This window comes from Nocardia sp. NPDC003999, from assembly GCF_053604885.1.
The window spans coordinates 50225-69556 of the sequence record NZ_JBSGIB010000029.1 but is presented as its reverse complement, the minus strand read 5'-3'; the positions used below and the strand labels follow the sequence as shown (position 1 = coordinate 69556).

Here is a 19332-nt window from a genome sequence, read left to right as displayed (position 1 = left end):
TGCCCGATTCTCGCGTTGACGACGGGTAGGCCGTGTGACAGTTTCCCCTTGATTTCCGCGTGCTCGCTGTGGAGCAGGCGCGGCGGCTGATCGGAGGAGCAGAGGGTGGTGCGGTCACCTGGACGACCGGAGAATTCCGGCGGCACACCGGTTGTCCCTCTCCGCATTTCCGATGGTGAACGCCAGGTGTCCGGCAGCGGAATTGTGCGCCCGCGAACCATCCGCGGGCAGCTGGCCCGCATCCTCGTGGTGTCGCTCGTGCTGGTGCTCGCGCTGTTGGGCACGCTGGTGGCGCGCGAAGTGGACGCGTACCGGAAGAGCCGGGACACAGTCGCCGCGGTGACGCTCGCGCTGGCGGTGCAGGACCTGGTGCACGAGACGCAGCGCGAGCGCGGCCTGACCAATGGCCTGCTCGGCGGCGACCAGCGCTTGGGCCAGCCGGTCGACGACCAGCGCGGTGCGGTCGACCGCGCCTTGCGTGCCCTGCGGCAGGCGGCGGCGGACGGCCCGCCCGGCGCGGAGCGGGTGCGGGAGGCCGCCCGGCCGCTGGCCGATTTGGACGCGACCCGATCCACGATCGACCAGCGGCGAGAACCCCGGCAGGCGGCGTTCCAGTACTACACCGACGCGATCGACGCCCTGAACCACCTGTCCCTCGGTCAGGATCAGGCTGCCGACCCGGTGGTCCGGCACGGGCTGCAAGCGCTGTACGCGCTGGGTGAGGCGAAGGAGCAGACGGCTCGCGAGCGCGGCTTCCTCAACGGCGTCTTCGCCGCGGATGCCTTCGGGCCGGGCGAGTACGTGCAATTCCTCGACATCCGCGCGGCCAAACTGGCCGGACTGGCCGCGTTCGCCCGCGACGCGACCGGCGCGCAGCAGGCGCGCTTGGACGCCGTGCTGGACGGCGCGGACGCGGCCGCGGCCGCGGAGTCGGAGAACGTCGCGATCGCCGCGGGCGGCGGACCGCTGGCGCGCCCGGTCGATCCGATCGCCTGGTGGGCCAGGATGACCGCGGTCATCGACGAGCAGCGCACCGTGCAGCAGACGGTCGGCGCCGACGTGCGGCAGCGGGCAGAGGTGTTGCGCGGCGACGCCGCGCTGGCCCTCGGCGCGTTCGTGCTCGCCGCGCTGGCGGCGATCGCGCTGGAGGTGGCGCTGGTCGTCGCGGCGGTGCGCGCGATCGTCCGGCCGCTGGCCACGCTGGCCGCGGACGCCGACGACGTATCCGGTCGGCGGCTGCCCGACGTGATCTCGGCCTGGCGCACCGGCGACGACACCCGGCCGCCGGACCCGCCCGCCCCGGTGCGACCGCCGCCGGGGGCGGGCGTCGAGATCGTCGCCGTGGCCCGAGCGCTGGATCGGGTGCAGTCCACCGCCTTCGACCTCGCGTCGGAACAGGCGCTGGTGCGCCGCAACACCACCGAGTCGATGGTCAGCCTGGCCCGCCGCAACCAGAACCTCGTGCGCCGCCAGCTCGGCCTGATCAGCGAATTCGAACGCGAGGAGCTCGATCCCAAGGCGCTGTCGAATCTGTTCGAGCTCGACCATCTCGCCACCCGCATGCGCCGCAACGCCGAAAGCCTGCTCGTGCTGGTCGGCGAGGCGAGCCCGCGCCGCTGGGCCGAACCGATCCCGCTCAGCGACGTGATCCGCGCGGGCCTGTCCGAGGTCGACGACTACCGCAGGGTGGTGCTGCGCCGGATGGACGACGTGCTCATCGCCGGAGCGGCGGCCAGCGAACTCGCGCACATACTCGCGGAGCTGATCGAGAACGGGCTGGCGTTCTCCCCACCGGATGTCGAGGTGGAGATCTACGGGCGCGCCGGGCCCAACGGGTACCTGCTCGCGGTGGTCGACCACGGCGTGGGCATGCCCGCCGACCAATTGGCCCAGGCCAACGCACGATTGCGCGGCGAACAGGACTTCGTCGTCGCACCGACCCGCCACCTCGGCCACTACGTGGTCGGCAGGCTCGCCGAACGGCTCGGCATCACGGTCGAACTGAGCGTCTCGCCGGTGAGCGGCATCGTCGCGCGCCTGACGCTGCCGCCCGGCATGGTCGAGACCGAGCCGGATCGGCGCGACGATCCCGCCACCTCCCACACCGCCACGGTGGGCGATACCGCTGGGTCTGCCACCGGTTCGAGGCCACAATCGCGCGGTACCGCTACCGCTACGACCGCCGACCGCCCACCGGCGCACGCGGTGAACGCCGGGTCGTCGCCCTACACGCAGTTCGTTTCCGCACGGACCGAGCCGACAGCGAGCGTCGGCCGCACCGAATCCCGCCGCTCAGAAGAGCCGTTCGGCCCGGCGCCGAGCGAACCCGCGGCGCGGCACACCAAGAACGGCTTGGTGAAACGAAACAAGAAGGCCCGCGCTGCCGCCACCGGCGCGCGGCCCGACGCGCCGCCCCAGACGGAGCCCGCCCCCGCGGTCGAGCGCTCACCCGAGGAGATCCGCAGCATGCTGTCCTCCTTCCGGACGGGACATCAGCGTGGCGCGCCCGCACGGCACGCCGCCGCGCGGGACGACCGCGTCCGCGCCGCCGCCGCGGCGCCCGAATTCCAGCCCGCCGCGACCATGGCAGAGGAGATCCGGTGACCACCCACATATCGAGCGCCGACCCGCACACGTTCAATTGGATGCTGGCCAACTTCGTTCGCGAGACCGACGGTGTGCGCGAGGCGGTCGCGGTGTCCTCGGACGGCCTGCTCATCGCCATGTCCGAAGGATTGGACCGCGCCTCCGCCGACCGGCTCGCCGCCATGGTGTCCGGGCTGGTCGGGCTGGCCCGCAGCGCCTCGCGCAGCTACTCCTTCGACGGCCTGAAACTGATCATGATCGAGATGAGGCGCGGGTTCCTGCTCGTCTCCGCCATGGGCGACGGCAGCTGTCTCGGCGTGATCGCCGACAGCGGTTGCGACGTCGGTCTGGTCGGCTACGAGATGGCGGTGCTCGCCGACCGCGCTGGTGCGCTGCTCGATCCCGCGCTCATCGCCGAACTGCGTGAGTCGCTGCGGCGATGAGACCCGAATTCGCCTCCGGCGAGGACCGATTCGTGCGGCCCTTCGTGGTCACCGCGGGACGCACCAGGCCGCTGCTGGACGGACTGCGCATCGAGACGTTGGTGCGGGCCGAGCCCGCAGCGCTGTCCGCGCCGCTGCGTTTCGAGCAGCGCACCCTCGTGCGGCTGTGCCAGCGGCCGCACTCCATCGCCGAGATCGGCGCCGCGCTCGGCGTGCCGGTCGGGGTCGCCAAGGTCGTGGTCAGCGACCTGGCCGCCACCGGACACGTGACCGTGCGCTCGGCCGACCAGCTCACCGCCGCCGCCATCGAGAGGATCAGGGACCTTGTCCGGGCACTCTGACATGCGAACGCCTACCATGCCGTCCTCGGTGAAAATCGTGGTCAGCGGTGGTTTCGGCGTCGGGAAGACGACATTCATCGGAGCCATCTCCGAAATCGAGCCGCTGGTGACCGAGGCGGCGATGACCGAGATGGCCGTCGGCGTGGACGACGCGGGGCATCGGGCCGACAAGACGCAGACCACGGTCGCCCTCGACTTCGGGCGCATCACCCTGGACAGCTCACTGCTGCTGTACCTGTTCGGCACGCCGGGCCAGGACCGTTTCGTCTTCCTGTGGGACGACCTGGTCGACGGTGCGCTCGGCGCGGTGATCGTGGTGGACACCGGCCGCGTCGACGACTGCTATCCGGTACTGGACTATTTCGAGGCACGCGGCACGCCGTTCGTCATCGCGGTCAATCGCTTCGACGGCAGCACGCGTTTCGACCTCGACGAGGTCCGCGAGGCGCTCGAACTGGAGGATTGGATCCCGGTGCTGGAATGCGATGCCAGGCAGCGCGATTCGGTCAAGGAGGTGCTGGTCTCGCTACTCGAACAGGTCCTGTTGCACCGGACGGATCACCTGACCGCAAGGGACGCGGGCTGAGAATCGCCGCGAGATTGCGCCGCGACCGATGAATTCGCCGCGCGTGCGTCGTCCGTACTGTTGCCCGGCCCTGACGAACAGAAGGAGCATCATCATGAGCAACGGCGCGGACCTCGGCCTCACCCACATCGGCGTGCTGGTCGGTGACCAGGACAAGGCCCTGGAGTTCTATCGCGACGTGATCGGTCTGGAAGTGCGTGCGGACCTGCCGTTCGCCGGTGGGCGCTGGCTGACCGTCGGGCCGGCGAAGCAGCCGGGCATCGAGTTCATTCTGGAGACCCCCGAGATGGTGCCGGACGAGGCGGCCGCCGCGGCGGCGCGGGCCCGGCTGGCCAACGGGGCGCAGGGCACGTTGATCTTCACCACCGATGCCGTGGACGCCACGTTCGCCCGGCTGCGCGACGCCGGGGTGGAGGTGACGCAGGAGCCGATCTCGCAGCCGTACGGCGTCCGCGACTGCGGGTTCCGTGACCCGTGGGGCAACCACCTGCGCTTCTCCGAACTCCTCGGCTGAGCCGGGCGCGGCCGGTGTGGGCCGCGTCGCATTTCCCGGCGGGCCGGAGGACAATACTGTCTGATCATGGGTGAAACGACGAGCGAGACCCAACAGGACGCCATCCGGCCGCTGCGCGACGACATCCGGTTCCTCGGTGGCGTGCTCGGCGACACCATTCGCGACCACGAGGGGCCGGAGGTCTTCGACCTCATCGAGCGCGTGCGCATCGAAGCGTTCCGGGTGCGCCGCGAGGAGGTCGGGCGCAGCGCCGTCGCGGAGATGCTCGACGGAGTGGACATCGCGGTGGCCCTTCCGCTCATCCGCGCGTTCAGCTACTTCGTGCTGCTGGCCAATCTGGCCGAGGACATCCAGCGCGACCGCCGCCGCGCCGCGCACGAGACGGCGGGCGAACCGCCGCAGGACTCGTCACTGGCGGCCACCTACCGCAAGCTGGACGCGGCGGCGCTGGACGGAACCCGGGTCGCGGATCTGCTGGCCGACGCGCTGGTGTCGCCGGTGATCACCGCGCACCCGACCGAGACGCGCCGCCGCACCGTCTTCGACGCGCAGGCCCGGATCACCGAGCTGATGCGCCTGCGCCAGCGCTACGCCGAGAACGAGCGCGAGCGCGCCGACCTCGAGCGGCGGATCCGCCGCCAGGTGCTGAGCCTGTGGCGCACCGCGCTGATCCGCTTGGCGCGCTTGCGCATCCAGGACGAGATCTCGGTGGGTCTGCGCTACTACGACCTGACCCTGTTCGACGTGATCCCGGCGATCAACGCGGAGGTGCGCGCCGCGCTGCGCTCGCGCTGGCCCGGCGTCGAGTTGCTGCCGCGCCCGATGCTGCGTCCCGGTTCGTGGATCGGCGGCGACCGCGACGGCAACCCGTACGTCACCGCCGAGGTGGTGCGGCAGGCCGCCTCCCGCGCCGCGGGCGTCGCGTTCGAGCGCTACCTGCGCGATCTGGTGGAACTGGAGAAGACGCTGTCGTTGTCGGCCCGGTTGGTCGCCGTGACGCCCGAGGTCGCCGCGCTCGCCGAGACCGGGTACCCCGATCCGGCGACGCACGCCGACGAGCCGTATCGCCGTGCGCTGCACCACGTCCGGGCCCGGCTGACCGCCACCGCGCTGGCGGCGCTCGAGCAGGTGCCACCGAACGGCCTCGATGCCGGGGCGCGGCCCTACCCGACTCCGCAGGCCGTCCTGGACGACTTGGACGCGATCGACGCCTCGCTGCGGCGCAGTGGCGACGGCCTGCTCGCCGACGATCGCCTCGCCACGTTGCGCCACGCCCTGGAGACTTTCGGCTTCCATTTGCAGAGCCTGGACATGCGCCAGAACTCGGAGGTGCACGAGCAGGTCGTCGCCGAACTGCTGGCCTGGGCCGGGGTGCACTCCGACTACGCGAGCCTGCCGGAGTCGCGCCGAGTGGAACTGCTCGCCGCCGAGCTGCGCACTCGCCGCCCGCTGCTCGGTCCGCACGCCCGGCTGAGCGAACTGGCCGTCAAGGAACTCGGCATCGTCCGCGCCGCCCGGGACGTGGTGGACACGCTCGGCGCGGCGGCGGTGCCGAACTACATCATCAGCATGTGCACGTCGGTCAGTGATCTGCTCGAAGCCGCCCTGCTGCTGAAGGAGGGCGGTCTGCTCGACCCGGGGGAGCCGGACGGGCCGCCGAGTTGCCCGGTGGGCATCGTCCCGCTGTTCGAGACCATCGAGGACCTCGGCGCGGGTGCGGCCACGCTGTCGGCGGCGCTGGAGGTGCCGGTGTATCGCGAGCTGGTGGCCGCGCAGGGCATGCGTCAAGAAGTGATGCTCGGCTACTCCGACTCCAACAAGGACGGCGGGTATCTGGCCGCCAACTGGGCGCTGTACCGGGCGGAGCTGGATCTGGTCGAGGTCGCCCGCAAGACCGGCATCCGGTTGCGGCTGTTCCACGGCCGCGGCGGCACGGTCGGTCGCGGCGGCGGCCGCAGCTACGACGCGATCCTCGCCCAGCCGGCCGGAGCGGTGCGCGGCTCGCTGCGGCTCACCGAGCAGGGCGAGGTGATCGCCGCGAAATACGCCGAACCCGGTGCGGCGCATCGCAATCTGGAGTCGCTGATCGCGGGCACCCTGGAGTCGACGCTGCTGGACGTGGAGGGTCTCGGCGCCGACGCCGAGCCGTCCTACGGCATCATGGACGACCTGGCGGCCCGCGCCCGAGCCGCGTACGCGCGGCTCGTGCACGAGACACCCGGATTCGTCGAGTACTTCCGGCAGTCCACGCCGGTCGCCGAGGTGGGCGATCTGAACATCGGCAGCAGGCCTGCCTCACGCAAGCCGACGAATTCGGTCGCGGACCTGCGCGCCATCCCGTGGGTGATGTCGTGGAGTCAGGCGCGGGTGATGCTGCCGGGGTGGTACGGCACCGGTGCCGCGCTGGAGGAATGGATCGGCGGCGACCCGGAACGTCTGGCGACCTTGGCGGATCTGTATCGCCGCTGGCCGTTCTTCCGCACGGTGCTGTCCAATCTGGCGCAGGTGATGGCCAAGAGCGATCTGGACATCGCCGCCCGCTACGCGGAACTCGTGGACGACGTGGCGTTGCGGGAGCAGATCTTCGGCATGATCCGCGACGAACACGCCCGGACCGTCCGCATGCACGCCGCGATCACCGGCAACGATCACCTGCTGGCCGACAACCCGTCGCTGGCCGAGTCGATCCACAACCGCTTCCCCTACCTGGAACCACTGAACCAGATGCAGGTGCAGCTGCTGCGCCGCCTCCGGGCCGGGGACGACTCCGAACTGGTGAAACGCGGCATCCTGCTGACGATGAACGGCCTGGCCACCGCCCTGCGCAACTCGGGTTAGCCGCCGAAGGGCCCGCGTCCGGTAGGAAGGACGTCGTGTCGATCGACGAAGCAGCCGTGGCGGCGCTGGCGGACCGCCGGATCGGTCCCGAGCACAAGGGCATGCCACCCGCGTTCTGGGGGCGGACCGTGCGCGAACTCCGCGCTGCCGCACCGGCGCTCGATCAGCTGGAGACGCCGGTGCTCACGGTCGATCGCGCGGCCCTCGCGGAGAACATCGCGGTCATGGCCGAGTGGGTGCGGGCGGCAGGCGTTCGGCTGGCGCCGCACGGCAAGACGACGATGGCGCCGCAGGTGTGGGCCGATCAGCTGGCCGCGGGCTCATGGGGCATCACCCTTGCCACCATCTGGCAGACGCAGGTGGCGCGGTCCTTCGGCGTCGCGCGGGTGCTGCTGGCCAACGCGCTGGTTGACCCGGTCGGATTGCGGTGGGTCGCGGCGGAATCGGCGCGCGATCCGTCTTTCGAGTTCTACTGCTGGGCCGACAGCCCCGAAACGGTTGCCTTGATGGATGCGCATCTGCGCACCGCCCCCGAGTCGGCGCGGATCCGGGTGCTGGTGGAACTCGGCGGCCCGCACGGCAGAACCGGCGCACGCACGGTGGAACAGGCGCACGCCGTAGCTCGGGCGATCGCCGGCGCGTCCCGGCTGACGCTCGCCGGGGTGGGCGGTTACGAGGGCGCGCTCGCACACGACCGCACCGCGACCGGCATCCGCGCGGTGCGCGACTACCTCGGGGAACTCGCCCGGCTGCACCGGGAACTCGACGCGGCGGGGCGATATCGCGGTCCGGCCGTTGTCACCGCCGGTGGGAGCGCCTATCCCGAGCTGGCGCTCGAGTACCTCGCCCCGCTGTCCGACGAGCAGGGCAGGCAAGGTGTCGCGACGACGGTCGTGCTGCGCTCGGGCGCGTATGTCATCCACGATGACGGCTTCTACGCGAGCATGTCGCCACTGGCGGCTCCCGAGTGCGCGCGGCCGCTGCGCTCGGCGATGCACGGCTGGGCACGCGCACTCTCGCGCCCGGAGCCCGGCCTCGCGTTGCTCGACGCGGGCAAACGTGATCTGCCTTTCGACGAGGGGATGCCGGTTCCGCAGCGCGTCGCGGGACCGCGGGGCGGTGCGCTCGACTCGGACGCGACGGTCTCCGCGCTCAACGACCAGCACGCCTTCCTCCGGTTACCGGGCGGCGCCGCCACCGAGTTTCCCATCGGGGCGGTCGTTCGGCTCGGTCTGTCACACCCGTGCACGGCTTTCGACAAATGGCGGCTGATCCCGGTGATCGATGACGCCGATGCGCCCTCGCCGCGAGTGGTGGATCTCCTGCACACGTTCTTCTGACGGGTGGCGCCGGGCTCTCGGCCGCGACGCCCGGCGCTAGTCGTTCGAAGCGATCAGCGCGCGCACCAACCGGTCCAGCACCGGACGCGGATCGAAATCCGGTGTCGGATCCACCAATTGGTGCAGGATGATGCCCTCGAGCTGGCCGACCAGGATCTGCGTCGTCGCCCGGTCCCCGCCGACGTTCGCCAGCAGGCTCGCGGCCCATTCGGTCAGCCTGCGGTGGCCGCTCCGCACGGTCTCACGCAGCGCGGGCGAGGTCCGCGCTTCTTGGAACAGCGCGTAGCGTGCCAATGTCCGTGTGGGGTCGGTTCGCACCGCGTGGACGACGAAGGCGGCCGTGCCGTCGACGAGGTCCTCGATGGTGGCGGGGGCGGGTCGCCGGTTGAGCGCCTCCCAATCCGCGTAGTCGCGAGCTTCGAGTCGCTCGGCGATGCCGGTCAGCAGCGCCGCACGGGTGCGGAAGTAGTTGGACGCCGATCCGGCGGGCATGCCCGCGACCTCGTCCACCGCGCGGTGGGTGAGGGCTCGGATCCCGCGGGACCCGAGCAGCTCGATCGCCGCGTCCAAGACGAGTTCGCGCTTACCGGACATTCCTCGATACTACAGCGGTAGTGATACCGGTTACAGTCCGGCGCGGCGACACTACATACGTAGTAACGTTCGGGGAACCGAGTGGTCCGGAGAAAGGGGAAACGATGCCCGAGGTGGTCATCGTGGGCGGTGGCATCGGTGGTCTGGCGACCGCGGTCGCCTTCCTCCGGCAGGGCCTGCGCGTCGAAGTGCTCGAGCGGAGTGCCGAAATCACCGAGGTCGGGGCGGGGTTGTCCTTGTGGCCCAACGCCCTGCGTGCTCTCGATGTACTCGGCCTGGGCGACGCGGTGCGGGCACGGGCCGTCGAGGAGGGCGCTGCGGGTATTCGCGACCGCACCGGGCGGTGGCTGACCAGGATCGACGCCGAGAAGCTCCGGGCGGCGTACGGCAGCCCGATCATGCTGCACCGCGCCGATCTGGTGGACATTCTGCGGTCGGCCATCCCGGCGGAGGCGCTGCGCACCGGTGTCACCGTGGCCGAGGCGAGGGTGGACGGCACGGTGGTGCACTCGGCCGGGACGTCCAGCGGAGACTTCGTCGTCGGCGCCGACGGCATCCGCAGTGTGGTGCGCCGCGCCGTCTGCGGCGAGATTCGGCCCCGCTACGGCGGATACACCGCATGGCGTCTGGTCGTCACGCCGCACCAGCCGGTCACCGATATGGGCGAAAGCTGGGGGCGCGGTGAGCGTTTCGGGTACGCGCCGCTCGCGGACGGCCGGGTCTACTGCTTCGCCACCGCGAACATGCCCGCGGGCACGGCGAGCGGCGGGCTCGCCGAGTTGCGCGCCCGGTTCGGCGGCTGGCACGAGCCGATTCCCGCCCTGCTCGCCGCGGCCGGGAACGCCGAGGTACTGCGGCACGATCTCTACGACCTGCCCGCGCTGAAAACTTTTGTGGCAGGGCGGATCGCGCTCGTCGGCGACGCCGCGCACGCGATGATGCCCAACCTCGGGCAAGGCGCCTGCCAGGCGCTGGAGGACGCCGTGGTGCTGGCCAGGGTCGTGACCCGCGACGGTGACCTGACCGCCTACGACCGGGAACGCGGGCCGCGTACCCGGATGATCGCGGCTCGCTCGCGCCGGATCGGCGCGGTGGCGCAACTGTCGTTCCCGCCCGGCGTCGCGCTGCGGGACGCCTTGCTGCGGGCGATCCCCGGCTCGGTGCAACTCAGGTCGTTCGCGCCGGTCCTGGATTGGCGCTGCTAGCTCGCTACGGCGCGAAGTCGCGTACCGCGCGCTCGCAGCGGGCGGCCTGGGCGCGGAGCGCGTCGAGGAGTTCCGGTGGGCCGGTGAGCACGGTGAAGTCGAGATCGACCGAGGTGATCATCCAGACCAGCTGTTCGGGCGTCTCGCTGCCGACATGCAGGCGGCAGCTGTGCTCGTCGACGGCTTCCACGACGCCCGCACCGGGCCAGACGCGTCCGGCGGCGTCGTCGGCCGATCGGTGCAGCAGCACCGTCGCCTGATACGGCCACGAGTGGGCCGACAGCCGCATCGAAAGATATGCCACGACATCGCCTTCCGGCGGCTCCCGGGGCGTGAAGCGCGGCCCGGTCGGAATCCGCGGGGTCATCCGGTCCACCCGGAAGGTGCGCCAGTCGGTGCGGTCGACATCCCAGGCGACCAGGTACCAATGCCTGCTGAAGTGCACGAGGGTGTGCGGCTCGACGGTGCGCGGGCCGAGCGCGCCGTTGTGCGCGCGGTAGTCGAACCGGAGCCGTTCGTGGCGCTGGCACGTTTCGGCGATGGCCATGAGCGTGTCCGGATCGACCTGCGGCGCCGGTGCGCCGACGCGCAAGGTGGCGCCGCGCAGGGTGCGGATCCGGTGCCGCAAGCGCGGCGGGAGCACCTGCTCCAGTTTGGTCAGCGCGCGCAGCGATGCCTCTTCGAGCCCGGTCACGGTACCGCCGCGCAGCCCGACCGCCACCGCGACCGCTTCGTCGTCGTCGAGCAGCAGCGGCGGCAGCGCTGTCCCCGCGCCCAGCCGGTAGCCCGCTGCGCCGCGGGTGGCATGGATCGGGTAGCCCAGCTCGCGCAGCCGGTCGACGTCGCGGCGAACGGTGCGGCCGGTGACGCCGAGCCGTTCGGCCAGTTCGGTGCCCGTCCGGTCCGGACGGGTCTGCAGCAGAGTCAGCAGGGCGAGCAGGCGGGCCGACGTTTCCAGCATGACGCCAGCATGCCCGGAAGTTAGGAACGCTCCCGTCCTAAGCCCTTCCTACCGTGGCCGATATGACTACCGAACCGGACATTCGCCCCTTCCGCATCGCCATCCCGCAGGAGCAGATCGACGATCTGCACCGGCGCCTCGCAGGCACGTCGTGGCCGAGCGACCTGCCCGGCGCCGGATGGGACAAGGGCATGCGAGTGTCCTACCTGCGACCGCTGGCCGAGTACTGGCGTACCGAATTCGATTGGCGCGCAGTGGAAGCGGAGCTGAACGAGCTGCCGCAGTTCGTCACCGACATCGAGGGGCAGCAGGTGCACTTCTTGCACCTGCGCTCGCCGGAGCCGAATGCCATGCCGCTGGTGCTCGGGCACGGCTGGCCCGCGTCGTTCGTCGAGTTCCTGGAGTTGCTCGGACCGCTGAGCGATCCGCGCGCACACGGCGGCGGCCCGGCCGACGCGTTCCACGTGGTTGTGCCCTCGCTGCCGGGTTTCGCGTTCTCCACGGTGGCCCCGGACCCGGGTGCGGGCTCGACCGAGCGGTTCGCGGAGGTGGTCGCGGCACTCATGGCGCGTCTGGGCTACCACCGCTACGGCGTGCAGGGCGGCGACGCGGGGTACTTCGTCGCCGCCCAACTGGGCCATATCGACCCCGAGCATTTGGTAGGCCTGCACGTGAACGGTCCGATCACGATTCCATCCTGGGACGGCGACGCCGAAAACTCCGGCGGCCCGGACGAATACGTGGCTCAGGCGGAATGGTCCGCGGCGGATCAGGCGAAGCTGGACACGATGACCGGTCCGGACAGCTATGCCCGCTACGACTACGCGACCGTGCAGGCGAACCGTCCGCAGACGCTCGCGATCGGCCTCCAGGACTCACCCGCCGGGCTGCTGGCTTGGATCGCCGACCTGTTCCGGCAGTACACCAACCCGGCGATCGAGCTGCCCGACGACGCGGTGGACCGGGACGCGCTGCTGACCAACGTCAGCCTGTACTGGTTCACCGGAACCTTCGCCTCCTCGCTGCGGCTCTACAGCGAATCCGCGGTCTGGGGCGCGCCGACGCGGAAGTCCGATGTGCCGACCGCGGCGGCGATCTTCCCCGGCGACATGTCCGTCCGCAAACTCGCCGAAGACGCGCACAACATCGTCCGGTGGACCGAGTTCGACCGCGGCGGGCATTTCGCGGCGATGGAGGCGCCGGATCTGCTGCTCGCGGACGTGCGCGAGTTCTTCCGCACGCTGCGCTGATCCGGCCCACTCGTCCACAGGGCTGACCGGGCCGGACACCACCCGGCGGCCGCGCACGGCCGGTGAGTGGTCCATCCGTCGATGGACCTCGGCGGATCCGCTTGTCCCGCCGGGCTTTCCCGGGTCGAATGTCGGTGCGGCGGCACGCTCGAGACCCGGAACATCCGTCGTACCGGAGTGCCGCTTCGAAGGCGGCGCGGTGGGCGCTGGTGTAGGCCTGTTCCCGTTCGGACCAGGCGATGCGGGAGGCGACCTGCTCGGGGCTGGTGCCGCGATGGCCGGGGTCGGCCAGCTGTGCTGTCCACCAGTGGGCGTTGCGGATCTGGCGGTCGAGCATCGCGTCGACGACGTTGGCTCGCTCGGCATTGGTGAGGCCGTAGGCGTCGGCGAGGATTCGCACCTGGGCTGCCTGGGCGGGGGCGGGTGGTGCGTCGGGCTTCGAGGAGACGCACCACGTCCAGGCCAGGTATCCGAAGTCTTCGAGCGGGTCGCCGGGGGCGGCGGTGTCGAAATCGATGAAGGCGACCGGTCGGGCATTCCGGAAGACGGTGTTGTTGGGGCCGGGGTCGTGGTGGCAGACGACCGGCCTGCCTGCCGTGAGGCCGCTGTCGCGGGTCGCGTCGTGGAGCGAACGGAGCAGGGCCCCTGCCGCGGCGACCTGGGTGTCCGTCCAGCGCTGGAACCTGGCGGGCACCCATCCGGGCAGGTAGGTGAAGGTATCGCGGCCGGTGTCGTCGATTCCGAGATAACGCGGTGCGCCGGCGAAACGGACTTGCTGGAGGTGCGTGAGCAGTTCGGCGACGAAGGCCGACGAGGCGGTGGCGGGTCGTCGCACTGTGTCGCCGACGCGGACCACGCCGGGGGTGATTCGTCCTCCGGTCAGGGGGATTTCGGCATCAGGTGACATAGGAACTACTTCCCGGAGTAGCGCGCGTGCATGGCGGCGGCGGTCGCCGCGAGTCGCGCGCGCAACTGCGGTGGGTCCAGAACCTCGACGTGCTCGCCGAGCGGCAGCAGGCCGTGGGCGAGCACGTCGTAGGACTCCGACGGAACCACCACCTCGACCCACCCTTCGGCATCGGGCGGTCCCGCCGAGGCCAGTGCCTCCGCGACCGCCGCCGGATCGTTCGTCAGCCGCAGCAGGCGCAGGTGGGTGGCGGCGATCCGGCAGCGCGCCCGCACGCGCAGCATCGAGCGCGCGAATTCGTCGGCGGCCTCGGACCAATGTGTGCGCAGATCGAATTGCGCTGGGCGGGAGAAGGTTTCGCCGGTCGGCTCGGCGGCGAGTATCCGGCCGACCCGGTACGAGCGCGGTGTGGACCCGCTGTGCGCCACCAGATACCAGGTGCCCGCCTTGAGCACCAGACCGAGCGGGTCGAGCACGCGCTCGACCACTTTGTCGTTGCGGCGGTAGCGCACCCGCAGCCTGCGGTCGTGCCAGAGCGCGTCGGCGATCGTCGCGAGCATCGGCGTCGCGTCCGGCCGGTGGAACCAGCCCGGCGCGTCGACGAGCACACGTTCGGCGATGCGCGTCGCCCGCCCGCGCAGTTCCGGCGGCAGCGCGGCGAGCACCTTCAACTGCGCGGTGGCCAGCACGGTGCCGAGCCCGAGATCGGCGGCTGCACCGGGCAGACCGGTCAGCAGCACCGCGTCGGCTTCGTCGGTGGTGAGGCCGGTGAGCCGGGTGCGGTAGCCGTCGACCAGCCGCACGCCACCGGCCCGGCCCGGCTCGCTGTAGACCGGGACACCGGCCGACGAGAGGGCCTCGACGTCGCGGTAGACGGTGCGCACCGACACCTCCAGTTCCCTGGCCAGTTCGGGCGCGGTGAGCCTGCCCCGCGTCTGCAACAGCAAGAGCAGCTGCACCAGTCGACTCGCTCGCACGTAGGCGACACTAGCCGGAAACCTGGACAGGAGATGGCAAGTATTCGCCGTACCGTCGCCGGTATGACCACTTGGAGCCGGTTCACCGAAGAAGCGCCGCACATCGCCGAGATCTTCCTGCGCAGGCACCGCGCGGCGGGCAATCTCTGCATGCTCGGCACCATCCGTTCGGACGGATATCCACGGATCAGTCCGATCGAGCCGCGCGTCTTCGATGGGCTCCTGGTGATCGCGGGGATGCCGGGCACGACCATGTTCCGCGATCTGGCGCGCGATCCGCGCTTCTGCCTGCACACCGCCACGGTGGACACGAACGTTTCCGACGGCGACGCCAAACTCTTCGGCACGGTCGTCGAGCTTCCTGACCGCGACGTGCACGTTCGCTTCGCTCAGCACCTGTTCGACCAGACCGGGTTCGACATCAGGGGCCAACAGTTCGACCACTTCTACGTCGCCGATCTCACCGGCGCGTCGACAGTGGAGGTCGCGGGCGACCACCTCGACATCACCATCTGGAAACCGGGCGAAGGCGAACGCGTGGTGCGCAAGCACTGACCCGGCGCCGCCGCCTCACTCCCGTGCCGTCAACTGGACGGCGATCGGGCTCGGGACCGGGACACCGCGCCGGCGCAGGTCTTCCAGGAATCGGCGGACGAGAGGATCGCCCGGGGTGGCGGTGAGGCAGATGACCTCGCGCACCAGGGGCGGACGCAGGCTGCGGACGGCGCCGGAGAACGTGGCCGTCAGCGCGCTGGTCGGCACGAGTGCGGTGCCGAGTCCGGCGGCGGCCAGCTGGGCGGCGGTGGTGGCAGCCGCCCGGCGTGGCGGGCCGTCAATCGCTCCGGCGTGGTTGCCCACCGAGGTCGGCGCGCCGACGCGCCAGGAAACCGCGCTCGGCGGCATTGTCGGTGCGGGCGATGGCGGCGTCGTAGGCGGCGGTGGCCTCCTCGGTGCTGCCGAGCCGGGTCAACAGGTCGGCGCGGATGGCATGGAACAGGTGGTACCCCGCCAGGGGCAGGGCGTCCACCTGTGTCAAGGCCGTTGCCGGACCGTGTATTTCGGCGACCGCCACCGCGCGATTGAGCGCGACGATCGGACTCGGCGCGAGTGCGGCGAGCTGGTCGTAGAGCCGCAGGATCTGGGTCCAGTCGGTGGCCGCGGCGGTGGGTGCGTCGGCATGCACCGCGTTGATCGCCGCCTGCAGCTGGTATTGCCCCGGCTGGTTGCGGCGCAGGCACTGCCGGACGAGTGCGTGTCCTTCGGCGACGAGGTCGCGGTCCCACCGGCTGCGATCCTGCTCCGCGAGCGGGACGAGAGAGCCGTCGGCACCCGTGCGGGCGGCCCGGCGGGACTCGCTCAGCAGCATCAGCGCGAGCAGTCCGGTCACCTCGGGCTCGTCCGGCATCAGCACTGCCAGCAAGCGCCCGAGGCGGATCGCCTCGGCGCAGAGGTCGGCCCGGACCAGCCGCGCGCCGGAGGAGGCGGTGTGCCCCTCGGTGAAGATCAGATACACGACGGCGAGTACCGCGCGCAGCCGGGCGGGCAGCTCGGCGTCGGCGGGCACCCGGTAGGGAATGCGGGCATCCCGGATCTTGCCTTTGGCGCGCACCAAGCGTTGCGCCATGGTCGCTTCCGAGACCAGGAATGCGCGGGCGATCTCGGCGGTGCCCAACCCGCCGAGCAGCCGCAGGGTCAGTGCCACCCGCGCCTGTTGCGCGAGGGCGGGGTGGCAGCAGGTGAAGATCAACCGGAGGCGGTCGTCGCGCACGGCGCTCACGGGCTCCAACGGTTCGTCCTCGGCATGCAGGAGTGCGGCCTGCGCGTGCCGGTCCGCCCGGGAGGCATCGCGGCGCAGGCGGTCGATCGCCCGGTTGCGCGCGGTGGTGATGATCCAGCCGGGCGGGCTCGGCGGGACACCGTCGGCGGGCCAGCGCTGGACGGCGGCGGCGAACGCGTCCTGCACCGCGTCCTCGGCGACGCCGATGTCTCCGAACACGCGGATCAGGCTCGCCACCGCACGGCCGTAGTGCTCGGCGAACACCGCTTCGATCACCGAGCCGGTCACGGCCTCGCTCATCTATTCGTCTCGGATCGGACGGACTTCGATGGGCAGAGTGACGACGGCGGCGAGCCTGCGGCCCCATTCCAGAGCCTCGTCGAGATCGGCGGCGCGGATGACGGTGAACCCGCCGATGTGCTCCTTGCCCTCGACATACGGGCCATCGGTGATCAGCATGTCGTCGCCTTCGGCGCGCAGCACGGTGGCGGTGCTCGGCGCGTGCAGGCCCGCCGCGAACACCCAGGCTCCCGCCGCCCGCATCTCGTCGTTCAGCGCCGCGAGATCGCGCATGATCTCGTCCAGGTTGTCCGGCACGCCATCGTCGGGCTGGTAGATGCCGAGCAGATAGTTCTTCATTCCGTCGTCCTCCTTCACGCGCGCCGGTAGGTGGTGATGACGACACCGGTGCCGGTCACGACGGTGTCGACCGACCGCAGGCCGACCGGCCCCACGCCGTCGAACAGGCGGCGACCGGTGCCGAGCACCAGCGGGTGGGTCAGCAATAGGTACTCGTCCACGAGATCGTGACGCATCAGAGAGCGCAACAGGTCACCGCTGCCGAGTACCACCAGGTTCCGGTCCGGCTGCCGCCGCTGTATTCCGGGCACCGCCGTCGCCGCGTCGCCGCCGAGCCAGATCGAATTCTGCCAGGCCAGCGGCCCGCTTCCGGTGCGAGAGGCGACGATCTTCTCGGTCTTGTCCAGCGCCTCGGCCATCGGATCGCCGACCTGTCGCGGCCAGTATCCCGCGAAATCCTCGTAGGTGCGCCTGCCGAGCAGCAGCGCGCCGCGGTTGGCCGCCATATGCCTGCCCATGACCTCCGCCTGCACCGGGTCGTCGTGCCGGTGTGCCCAGCCGCCGTGGGCGAATCCGTCCCTGCTGTCCTCATCCGCCCGGCCGGGCGCCTGCATGACGCCGTCCAAGCTCAGATGCTGCACCGCGATGATCTTGCTCATCTTCGCTCCTTCCGCGACCGGCGCTGCGCCGGTCTCACCACGTACACGAACGGACGACCGGCGGATCGACAGCGAGCGCGGAATATTTTCCGCCCAATTTCCCGCACCGCGGCATCGGGCGGACTCACTTGTCAGGCAGCAGGCGTTGGATGTCGGAATAGCTGACGATGCCCGGCGCGACGGGAGCGCCGTGCCGCACGGCGCGGGCCACGTCCACCGCGGCCGACAGCGCGGCGCGGTAGAGCAGCGATCCGGTGCTGATTCGGCGGACACCCAGGTCTGCCAGCGCCGCGATCCCGGGGCCGGTAGCTGAATAGAGGACGTTGACCGGCAGCTCGGTCGCCGCGACGATCCGCTCGACGCGGGCCGGGTCGGCCACGCCGGGCACGAATACGCCGTCGGCTCCGGCCTCGGCGTAGCGCCGCGCACGCTGATGCGTGGAGCCGTGGTCGAGGCCGAGCCAGTAGGTGTCGACGCGGGCATTGACGAACAGCTGTGGCGTGCGGTCCTTGATCGCGCCGATCAGCGCTGCTTGGTGCCGTGGGTCGGCCAGAGCGGAACCCGCGCGGCCGTCTTCGAGGTTGATACCCGCGATCCCGCAGGCGGCGAGTTGTCCGGCGAAATCGGCGACCGCTTCGGGCCGCTCGTCGAACCCGCCCTCGATGTCGACGGTGATCGGGATGGGCAGCCGGGCCAGGCGCCGGGCGGCGTCGAAGGTCTCCGCCTTCGTGACGCCCGCACCGTCGGCGAGCCCCGCCGCGGCGGCCACGCCCAGGCTGGTGGTGCCGATCGCCGGGAATCCCTCGGTCGCCAGCAACGCCGCCGAGGCGAAATCCCAGGCGTTCGGCAGCACCAGGGGCAGGTCGCGGTGGTGCAAAGCGCGGAAGATCTCGAACTTGGTCGGCGCGGGCGCCGCCGGAGAAGACGAAGTCATGCCGCGACCGTAGCCACGGGACGTTTCGGCGCCCGCCGAAACGACGACGCGCCATGATGAGGTGATGTCCGATCGAGGAGCCGAACTGGCGGGCCTGGCCGCTCTGCTCGCCGACCGCACCCGCGCCGACATCTGCCTCGCGCTGCTGGACGGACGGGCCTGGACCGCGGGCGAACTCGCGCGCCATACCGGTGTCGCGCCGTCCACCGCGACGCAACATCTGGACCGGCTGCGCGACGGCGGGTTGGTGCTCGAGCATCGGCAGGGCAGGCACCGCTACCTGCGGCTGGCCGGGCCCCGGGTCGCGGACCTGCTCGAGGCCATGGTCGCCCATGTCGGCCCGCCCGCCGCCCCGGCGACCGGACTGCGCACCGCGACCGCCGCCGCCGCGCTGGCCCGTGGCCGCACTTGTTACGACCATCTCGCGGGCCGGTTGGGTGTGGCGGTCACCGACGCCATGACCGCGCAGGGCTTGTTGCGCGGCGACAGCGGGTTCGCGCTGACGGAGCCCGGCTCGGCGTGGCTCACCGGGCCGATGGGCGTCGACCCCGCCGCGCTGCGCGCCACGCGACGGCCGATCGTCCGGCCGTGTCTGGACTGGACCGAGCGCCGCGTTCATCTGGGCGGCGCGGCGGGCGCGCAACTCTGCCGCCGCATGATCGAGCTGGCGTGGATCAAGCGGATCGGTAGCGGGCGCGCCGTGCGCGTGACGGCGCGGGGCGAGGCCGGGCTGGCGGATACGCTGGGCATCGCGCCCGAACTACTGCGCTGACCTGCGGCGGAACAATGCGCCGTTGCTCGCGGGACCGATACCGCGAGCTCGCCGTTTCGTGTGACGACG

At 71.2% G+C, this 19332-nt stretch carries 19 protein-coding genes and 1 pseudogene; 11 read left to right on the top strand and 9 right to left on the bottom strand.

All coding sequences use genetic code 11. The features are described 5' to 3' along the window. The first annotated feature begins 186 nt into the window (after positions 1–186). The 7 genes from ACWESM_RS33765 (at position 187) to ACWESM_RS33735 (ending at position 8648) form a co-directional block, all read left to right on the top strand. Positions 187–2604 (top strand): nitrate- and nitrite sensing domain-containing protein, encoded by a 2418-nt coding sequence (locus ACWESM_RS33765; protein ID WP_452495221.1) that lies wholly within the window; start codon positions 187–189, stop codon positions 2602–2604. Beyond that, positions 2601–3029, top strand: a complete 429-nt coding sequence (locus ACWESM_RS33760) for a roadblock/LC7 domain-containing protein (RefSeq protein ID WP_452495219.1) — start codon at positions 2601–2603, stop codon at positions 3027–3029. The genes ACWESM_RS33765 and ACWESM_RS33760 overlap by 4 nt, the downstream gene beginning before the upstream one ends. Continuing rightward, a complete protein-coding gene (locus ACWESM_RS33755) occupies positions 3026–3370 on the top strand; it encodes a DUF742 domain-containing protein (protein WP_452495217.1) in 345 nt (114 codons plus the stop codon). The genes ACWESM_RS33760 and ACWESM_RS33755 overlap by 4 nt, the downstream gene beginning before the upstream one ends. 16 nt (positions 3371–3386) lie before the next feature. Then, on the top strand, positions 3387–3956 hold the full coding sequence (locus ACWESM_RS33750; protein WP_452495231.1) for a GTP-binding protein: 570 nt from the start codon (positions 3387–3389) through the stop codon (positions 3954–3956). Positions 3957–4050: 94 nt separating this feature from the next. Continuing rightward, positions 4051–4470 (top strand): VOC family protein, encoded by a 420-nt coding sequence (locus ACWESM_RS33745; RefSeq protein ID WP_364430307.1) that lies wholly within the window; start codon positions 4051–4053, stop codon positions 4468–4470. A 66-nt stretch (positions 4471–4536) separates the two neighbouring features. Next, the gene (gene ppc, locus ACWESM_RS33740; protein ID WP_364430304.1) at positions 4537–7308 is read left to right on the top strand and encodes a phosphoenolpyruvate carboxylase; all 2772 of its coding nucleotides are present in this window, start codon (positions 4537–4539) and stop codon (positions 7306–7308) included. Positions 7309–7349: 41 nt separating this feature from the next. Beyond that, a complete protein-coding gene (locus ACWESM_RS33735; RefSeq protein WP_452495230.1) occupies positions 7350–8648 on the top strand; it encodes an amino acid deaminase in 1299 nt (432 codons plus the stop codon). Between the two features lie 36 nt (positions 8649–8684). Here ACWESM_RS33735 and ACWESM_RS33730 read toward each other — a convergent pair whose 3' ends face one another. Continuing rightward, positions 8685–9242 carry a TetR/AcrR family transcriptional regulator gene (locus tag ACWESM_RS33730; RefSeq protein WP_355080665.1) on the bottom strand — a complete coding sequence of 186 codons (558 nt, stop codon included), beginning with the start codon at positions 9240–9242 and terminating at the stop codon, positions 8685–8687. A gap of 104 nt (positions 9243–9346) precedes the next feature. Here ACWESM_RS33730 and ACWESM_RS33725 point away from each other — a divergent pair, with 104 nt between their 5' ends. Beyond that, complete coding sequence (locus tag ACWESM_RS33725) at positions 9347–10447, top strand: FAD-dependent monooxygenase (RefSeq protein ID WP_397279358.1); 1101 nt, start codon at positions 9347–9349, stop codon at positions 10445–10447. Between the two features lie 4 nt (positions 10448–10451). Here the strand turns inward: ACWESM_RS33725 and ACWESM_RS33720 are convergent, their stop codons facing one another. Then, complete coding sequence (locus ACWESM_RS33720; RefSeq protein WP_355080669.1) at positions 10452–11408, bottom strand: helix-turn-helix transcriptional regulator; 957 nt, start codon at positions 11406–11408, stop codon at positions 10452–10454. Between the two features lie 62 nt (positions 11409–11470). Here ACWESM_RS33720 and ACWESM_RS33715 point away from each other — a divergent pair, with 62 nt between their 5' ends. Continuing rightward, positions 11471–12658: an epoxide hydrolase family protein gene (locus ACWESM_RS33715; protein ID WP_452495214.1), complete on the top strand. Its 1188-nt coding sequence runs from the start codon at positions 11471–11473 to the stop codon at positions 12656–12658. Positions 12659–13154: 496 nt separating this feature from the next. On the opposite strand, the pseudogene ACWESM_RS33710 reads toward ACWESM_RS33715, so the two are convergent. Next, positions 13155–13565, bottom strand: a pseudogene (locus tag ACWESM_RS33710) (phosphotransferase); the annotation flags it as partial. A gap of 5 nt (positions 13566–13570) precedes the next feature. Continuing rightward, positions 13571–14542, bottom strand: coding sequence for a helix-turn-helix transcriptional regulator (locus ACWESM_RS33705; RefSeq protein WP_452495212.1), 972 nt, complete (start codon positions 14540–14542; stop codon positions 13571–13573). 63 nt (positions 14543–14605) lie between these two features. On the opposite strand from ACWESM_RS33705, the gene ACWESM_RS33700 reads away from it, so the two are divergent. Next, positions 14606–15097, top strand: a complete 492-nt coding sequence (locus ACWESM_RS33700; RefSeq protein ID WP_452495210.1) for a pyridoxamine 5'-phosphate oxidase family protein — start codon at positions 14606–14608, stop codon at positions 15095–15097. Positions 15098–15112: 15 nt separating this feature from the next. On the opposite strand, the gene ACWESM_RS33695 is transcribed toward ACWESM_RS33700, so the two are convergent. From ACWESM_RS33695 to ACWESM_RS33675, 5 genes are all read right to left on the bottom strand, one after another. Beyond that, on the bottom strand, positions 15113–15400 hold the full coding sequence (locus tag ACWESM_RS33695; RefSeq protein ID WP_452495208.1) for a hypothetical protein: 288 nt from the start codon (positions 15398–15400) through the stop codon (positions 15113–15115). Then, positions 15375–16619, bottom strand: coding sequence for an RNA polymerase sigma factor (locus ACWESM_RS33690; RefSeq protein ID WP_452495206.1), 1245 nt, complete (start codon positions 16617–16619; stop codon positions 15375–15377). The genes ACWESM_RS33695 and ACWESM_RS33690 overlap by 26 nt, the downstream gene beginning before the upstream one ends. Continuing rightward, positions 16620–16958, bottom strand: coding sequence for a YciI family protein (locus tag ACWESM_RS33685; protein ID WP_355080684.1), 339 nt, complete (start codon positions 16956–16958; stop codon positions 16620–16622). Positions 16959–16972: 14 nt separating this feature from the next. Continuing rightward, complete coding sequence (locus ACWESM_RS33680) at positions 16973–17557, bottom strand: dihydrofolate reductase family protein (RefSeq protein ID WP_452495204.1); 585 nt, start codon at positions 17555–17557, stop codon at positions 16973–16975. Between the two features lie 124 nt (positions 17558–17681). Beyond that, positions 17682–18491: an isocitrate lyase/PEP mutase family protein gene (locus ACWESM_RS33675; protein WP_452495202.1), complete on the bottom strand. Its 810-nt coding sequence runs from the start codon at positions 18489–18491 to the stop codon at positions 17682–17684. A 64-nt stretch (positions 18492–18555) separates the two neighbouring features. Between ACWESM_RS33675 and ACWESM_RS33670 the strand changes: the two genes are divergently transcribed. Next, the gene (locus ACWESM_RS33670) at positions 18556–19263 is read left to right on the top strand and encodes an ArsR/SmtB family transcription factor (RefSeq protein ID WP_364430259.1); all 708 of its coding nucleotides are present in this window, start codon (positions 18556–18558) and stop codon (positions 19261–19263) included. Positions 19264–19332 lie beyond the last annotated feature (69 nt).

Excerpts from the sequence above, each read along its gene's own strand:
- ACWESM_RS33690 (WP_452495206.1), bottom strand. The coding sequence starts at position 16,619 with ATGAGCGAGGCCGTGACCGGCTCGGTGATCGAAGCGGTGTTCGCCGAG.
- ACWESM_RS33720 (WP_355080669.1), bottom strand. The coding sequence starts at position 11,408 with ATGCTGGAAACGTCGGCCCGCCTGCTCGCCCTGCTGACTCTGCTGCAG.
- ACWESM_RS33715 (WP_452495214.1), top strand. The coding sequence starts at position 11,471 with ATGACTACCGAACCGGACATTCGCCCCTTCCGCATCGCCATCCCGCAG.
- ACWESM_RS33670 (WP_364430259.1), top strand. The coding sequence starts at position 18,556 with ATGTCCGATCGAGGAGCCGAACTGGCGGGCCTGGCCGCTCTGCTCGCC.
- ACWESM_RS33755 (WP_452495217.1), top strand. The coding sequence starts at position 3,026 with ATGAGACCCGAATTCGCCTCCGGCGAGGACCGATTCGTGCGGCCCTTC.
- ACWESM_RS33745 (WP_364430307.1), top strand. The coding sequence starts at position 4,051 with ATGAGCAACGGCGCGGACCTCGGCCTCACCCACATCGGCGTGCTGGTC.
- ACWESM_RS33675 (WP_452495202.1), bottom strand. The coding sequence starts at position 18,491 with ATGACTTCGTCTTCTCCGGCGGCGCCCGCGCCGACCAAGTTCGAGATC.
- ACWESM_RS33750 (WP_452495231.1), top strand. The coding sequence starts at position 3,387 with ATGCCGTCCTCGGTGAAAATCGTGGTCAGCGGTGGTTTCGGCGTCGGG.
- ACWESM_RS33680 (WP_452495204.1), bottom strand. The coding sequence starts at position 17,557 with ATGAGCAAGATCATCGCGGTGCAGCATCTGAGCTTGGACGGCGTCATG.
- ppc (WP_364430304.1), top strand. The coding sequence starts at position 4,537 with ATGGGTGAAACGACGAGCGAGACCCAACAGGACGCCATCCGGCCGCTG.
- ACWESM_RS33700 (WP_452495210.1), top strand. The coding sequence starts at position 14,606 with ATGACCACTTGGAGCCGGTTCACCGAAGAAGCGCCGCACATCGCCGAG.
- ACWESM_RS33685 (WP_355080684.1), bottom strand. The coding sequence starts at position 16,958 with ATGAAGAACTATCTGCTCGGCATCTACCAGCCCGACGATGGCGTGCCG.
- ACWESM_RS33730 (WP_355080665.1), bottom strand. The coding sequence starts at position 9,242 with ATGTCCGGTAAGCGCGAACTCGTCTTGGACGCGGCGATCGAGCTGCTC.
- ACWESM_RS33725 (WP_397279358.1), top strand. The coding sequence starts at position 9,347 with ATGCCCGAGGTGGTCATCGTGGGCGGTGGCATCGGTGGTCTGGCGACC.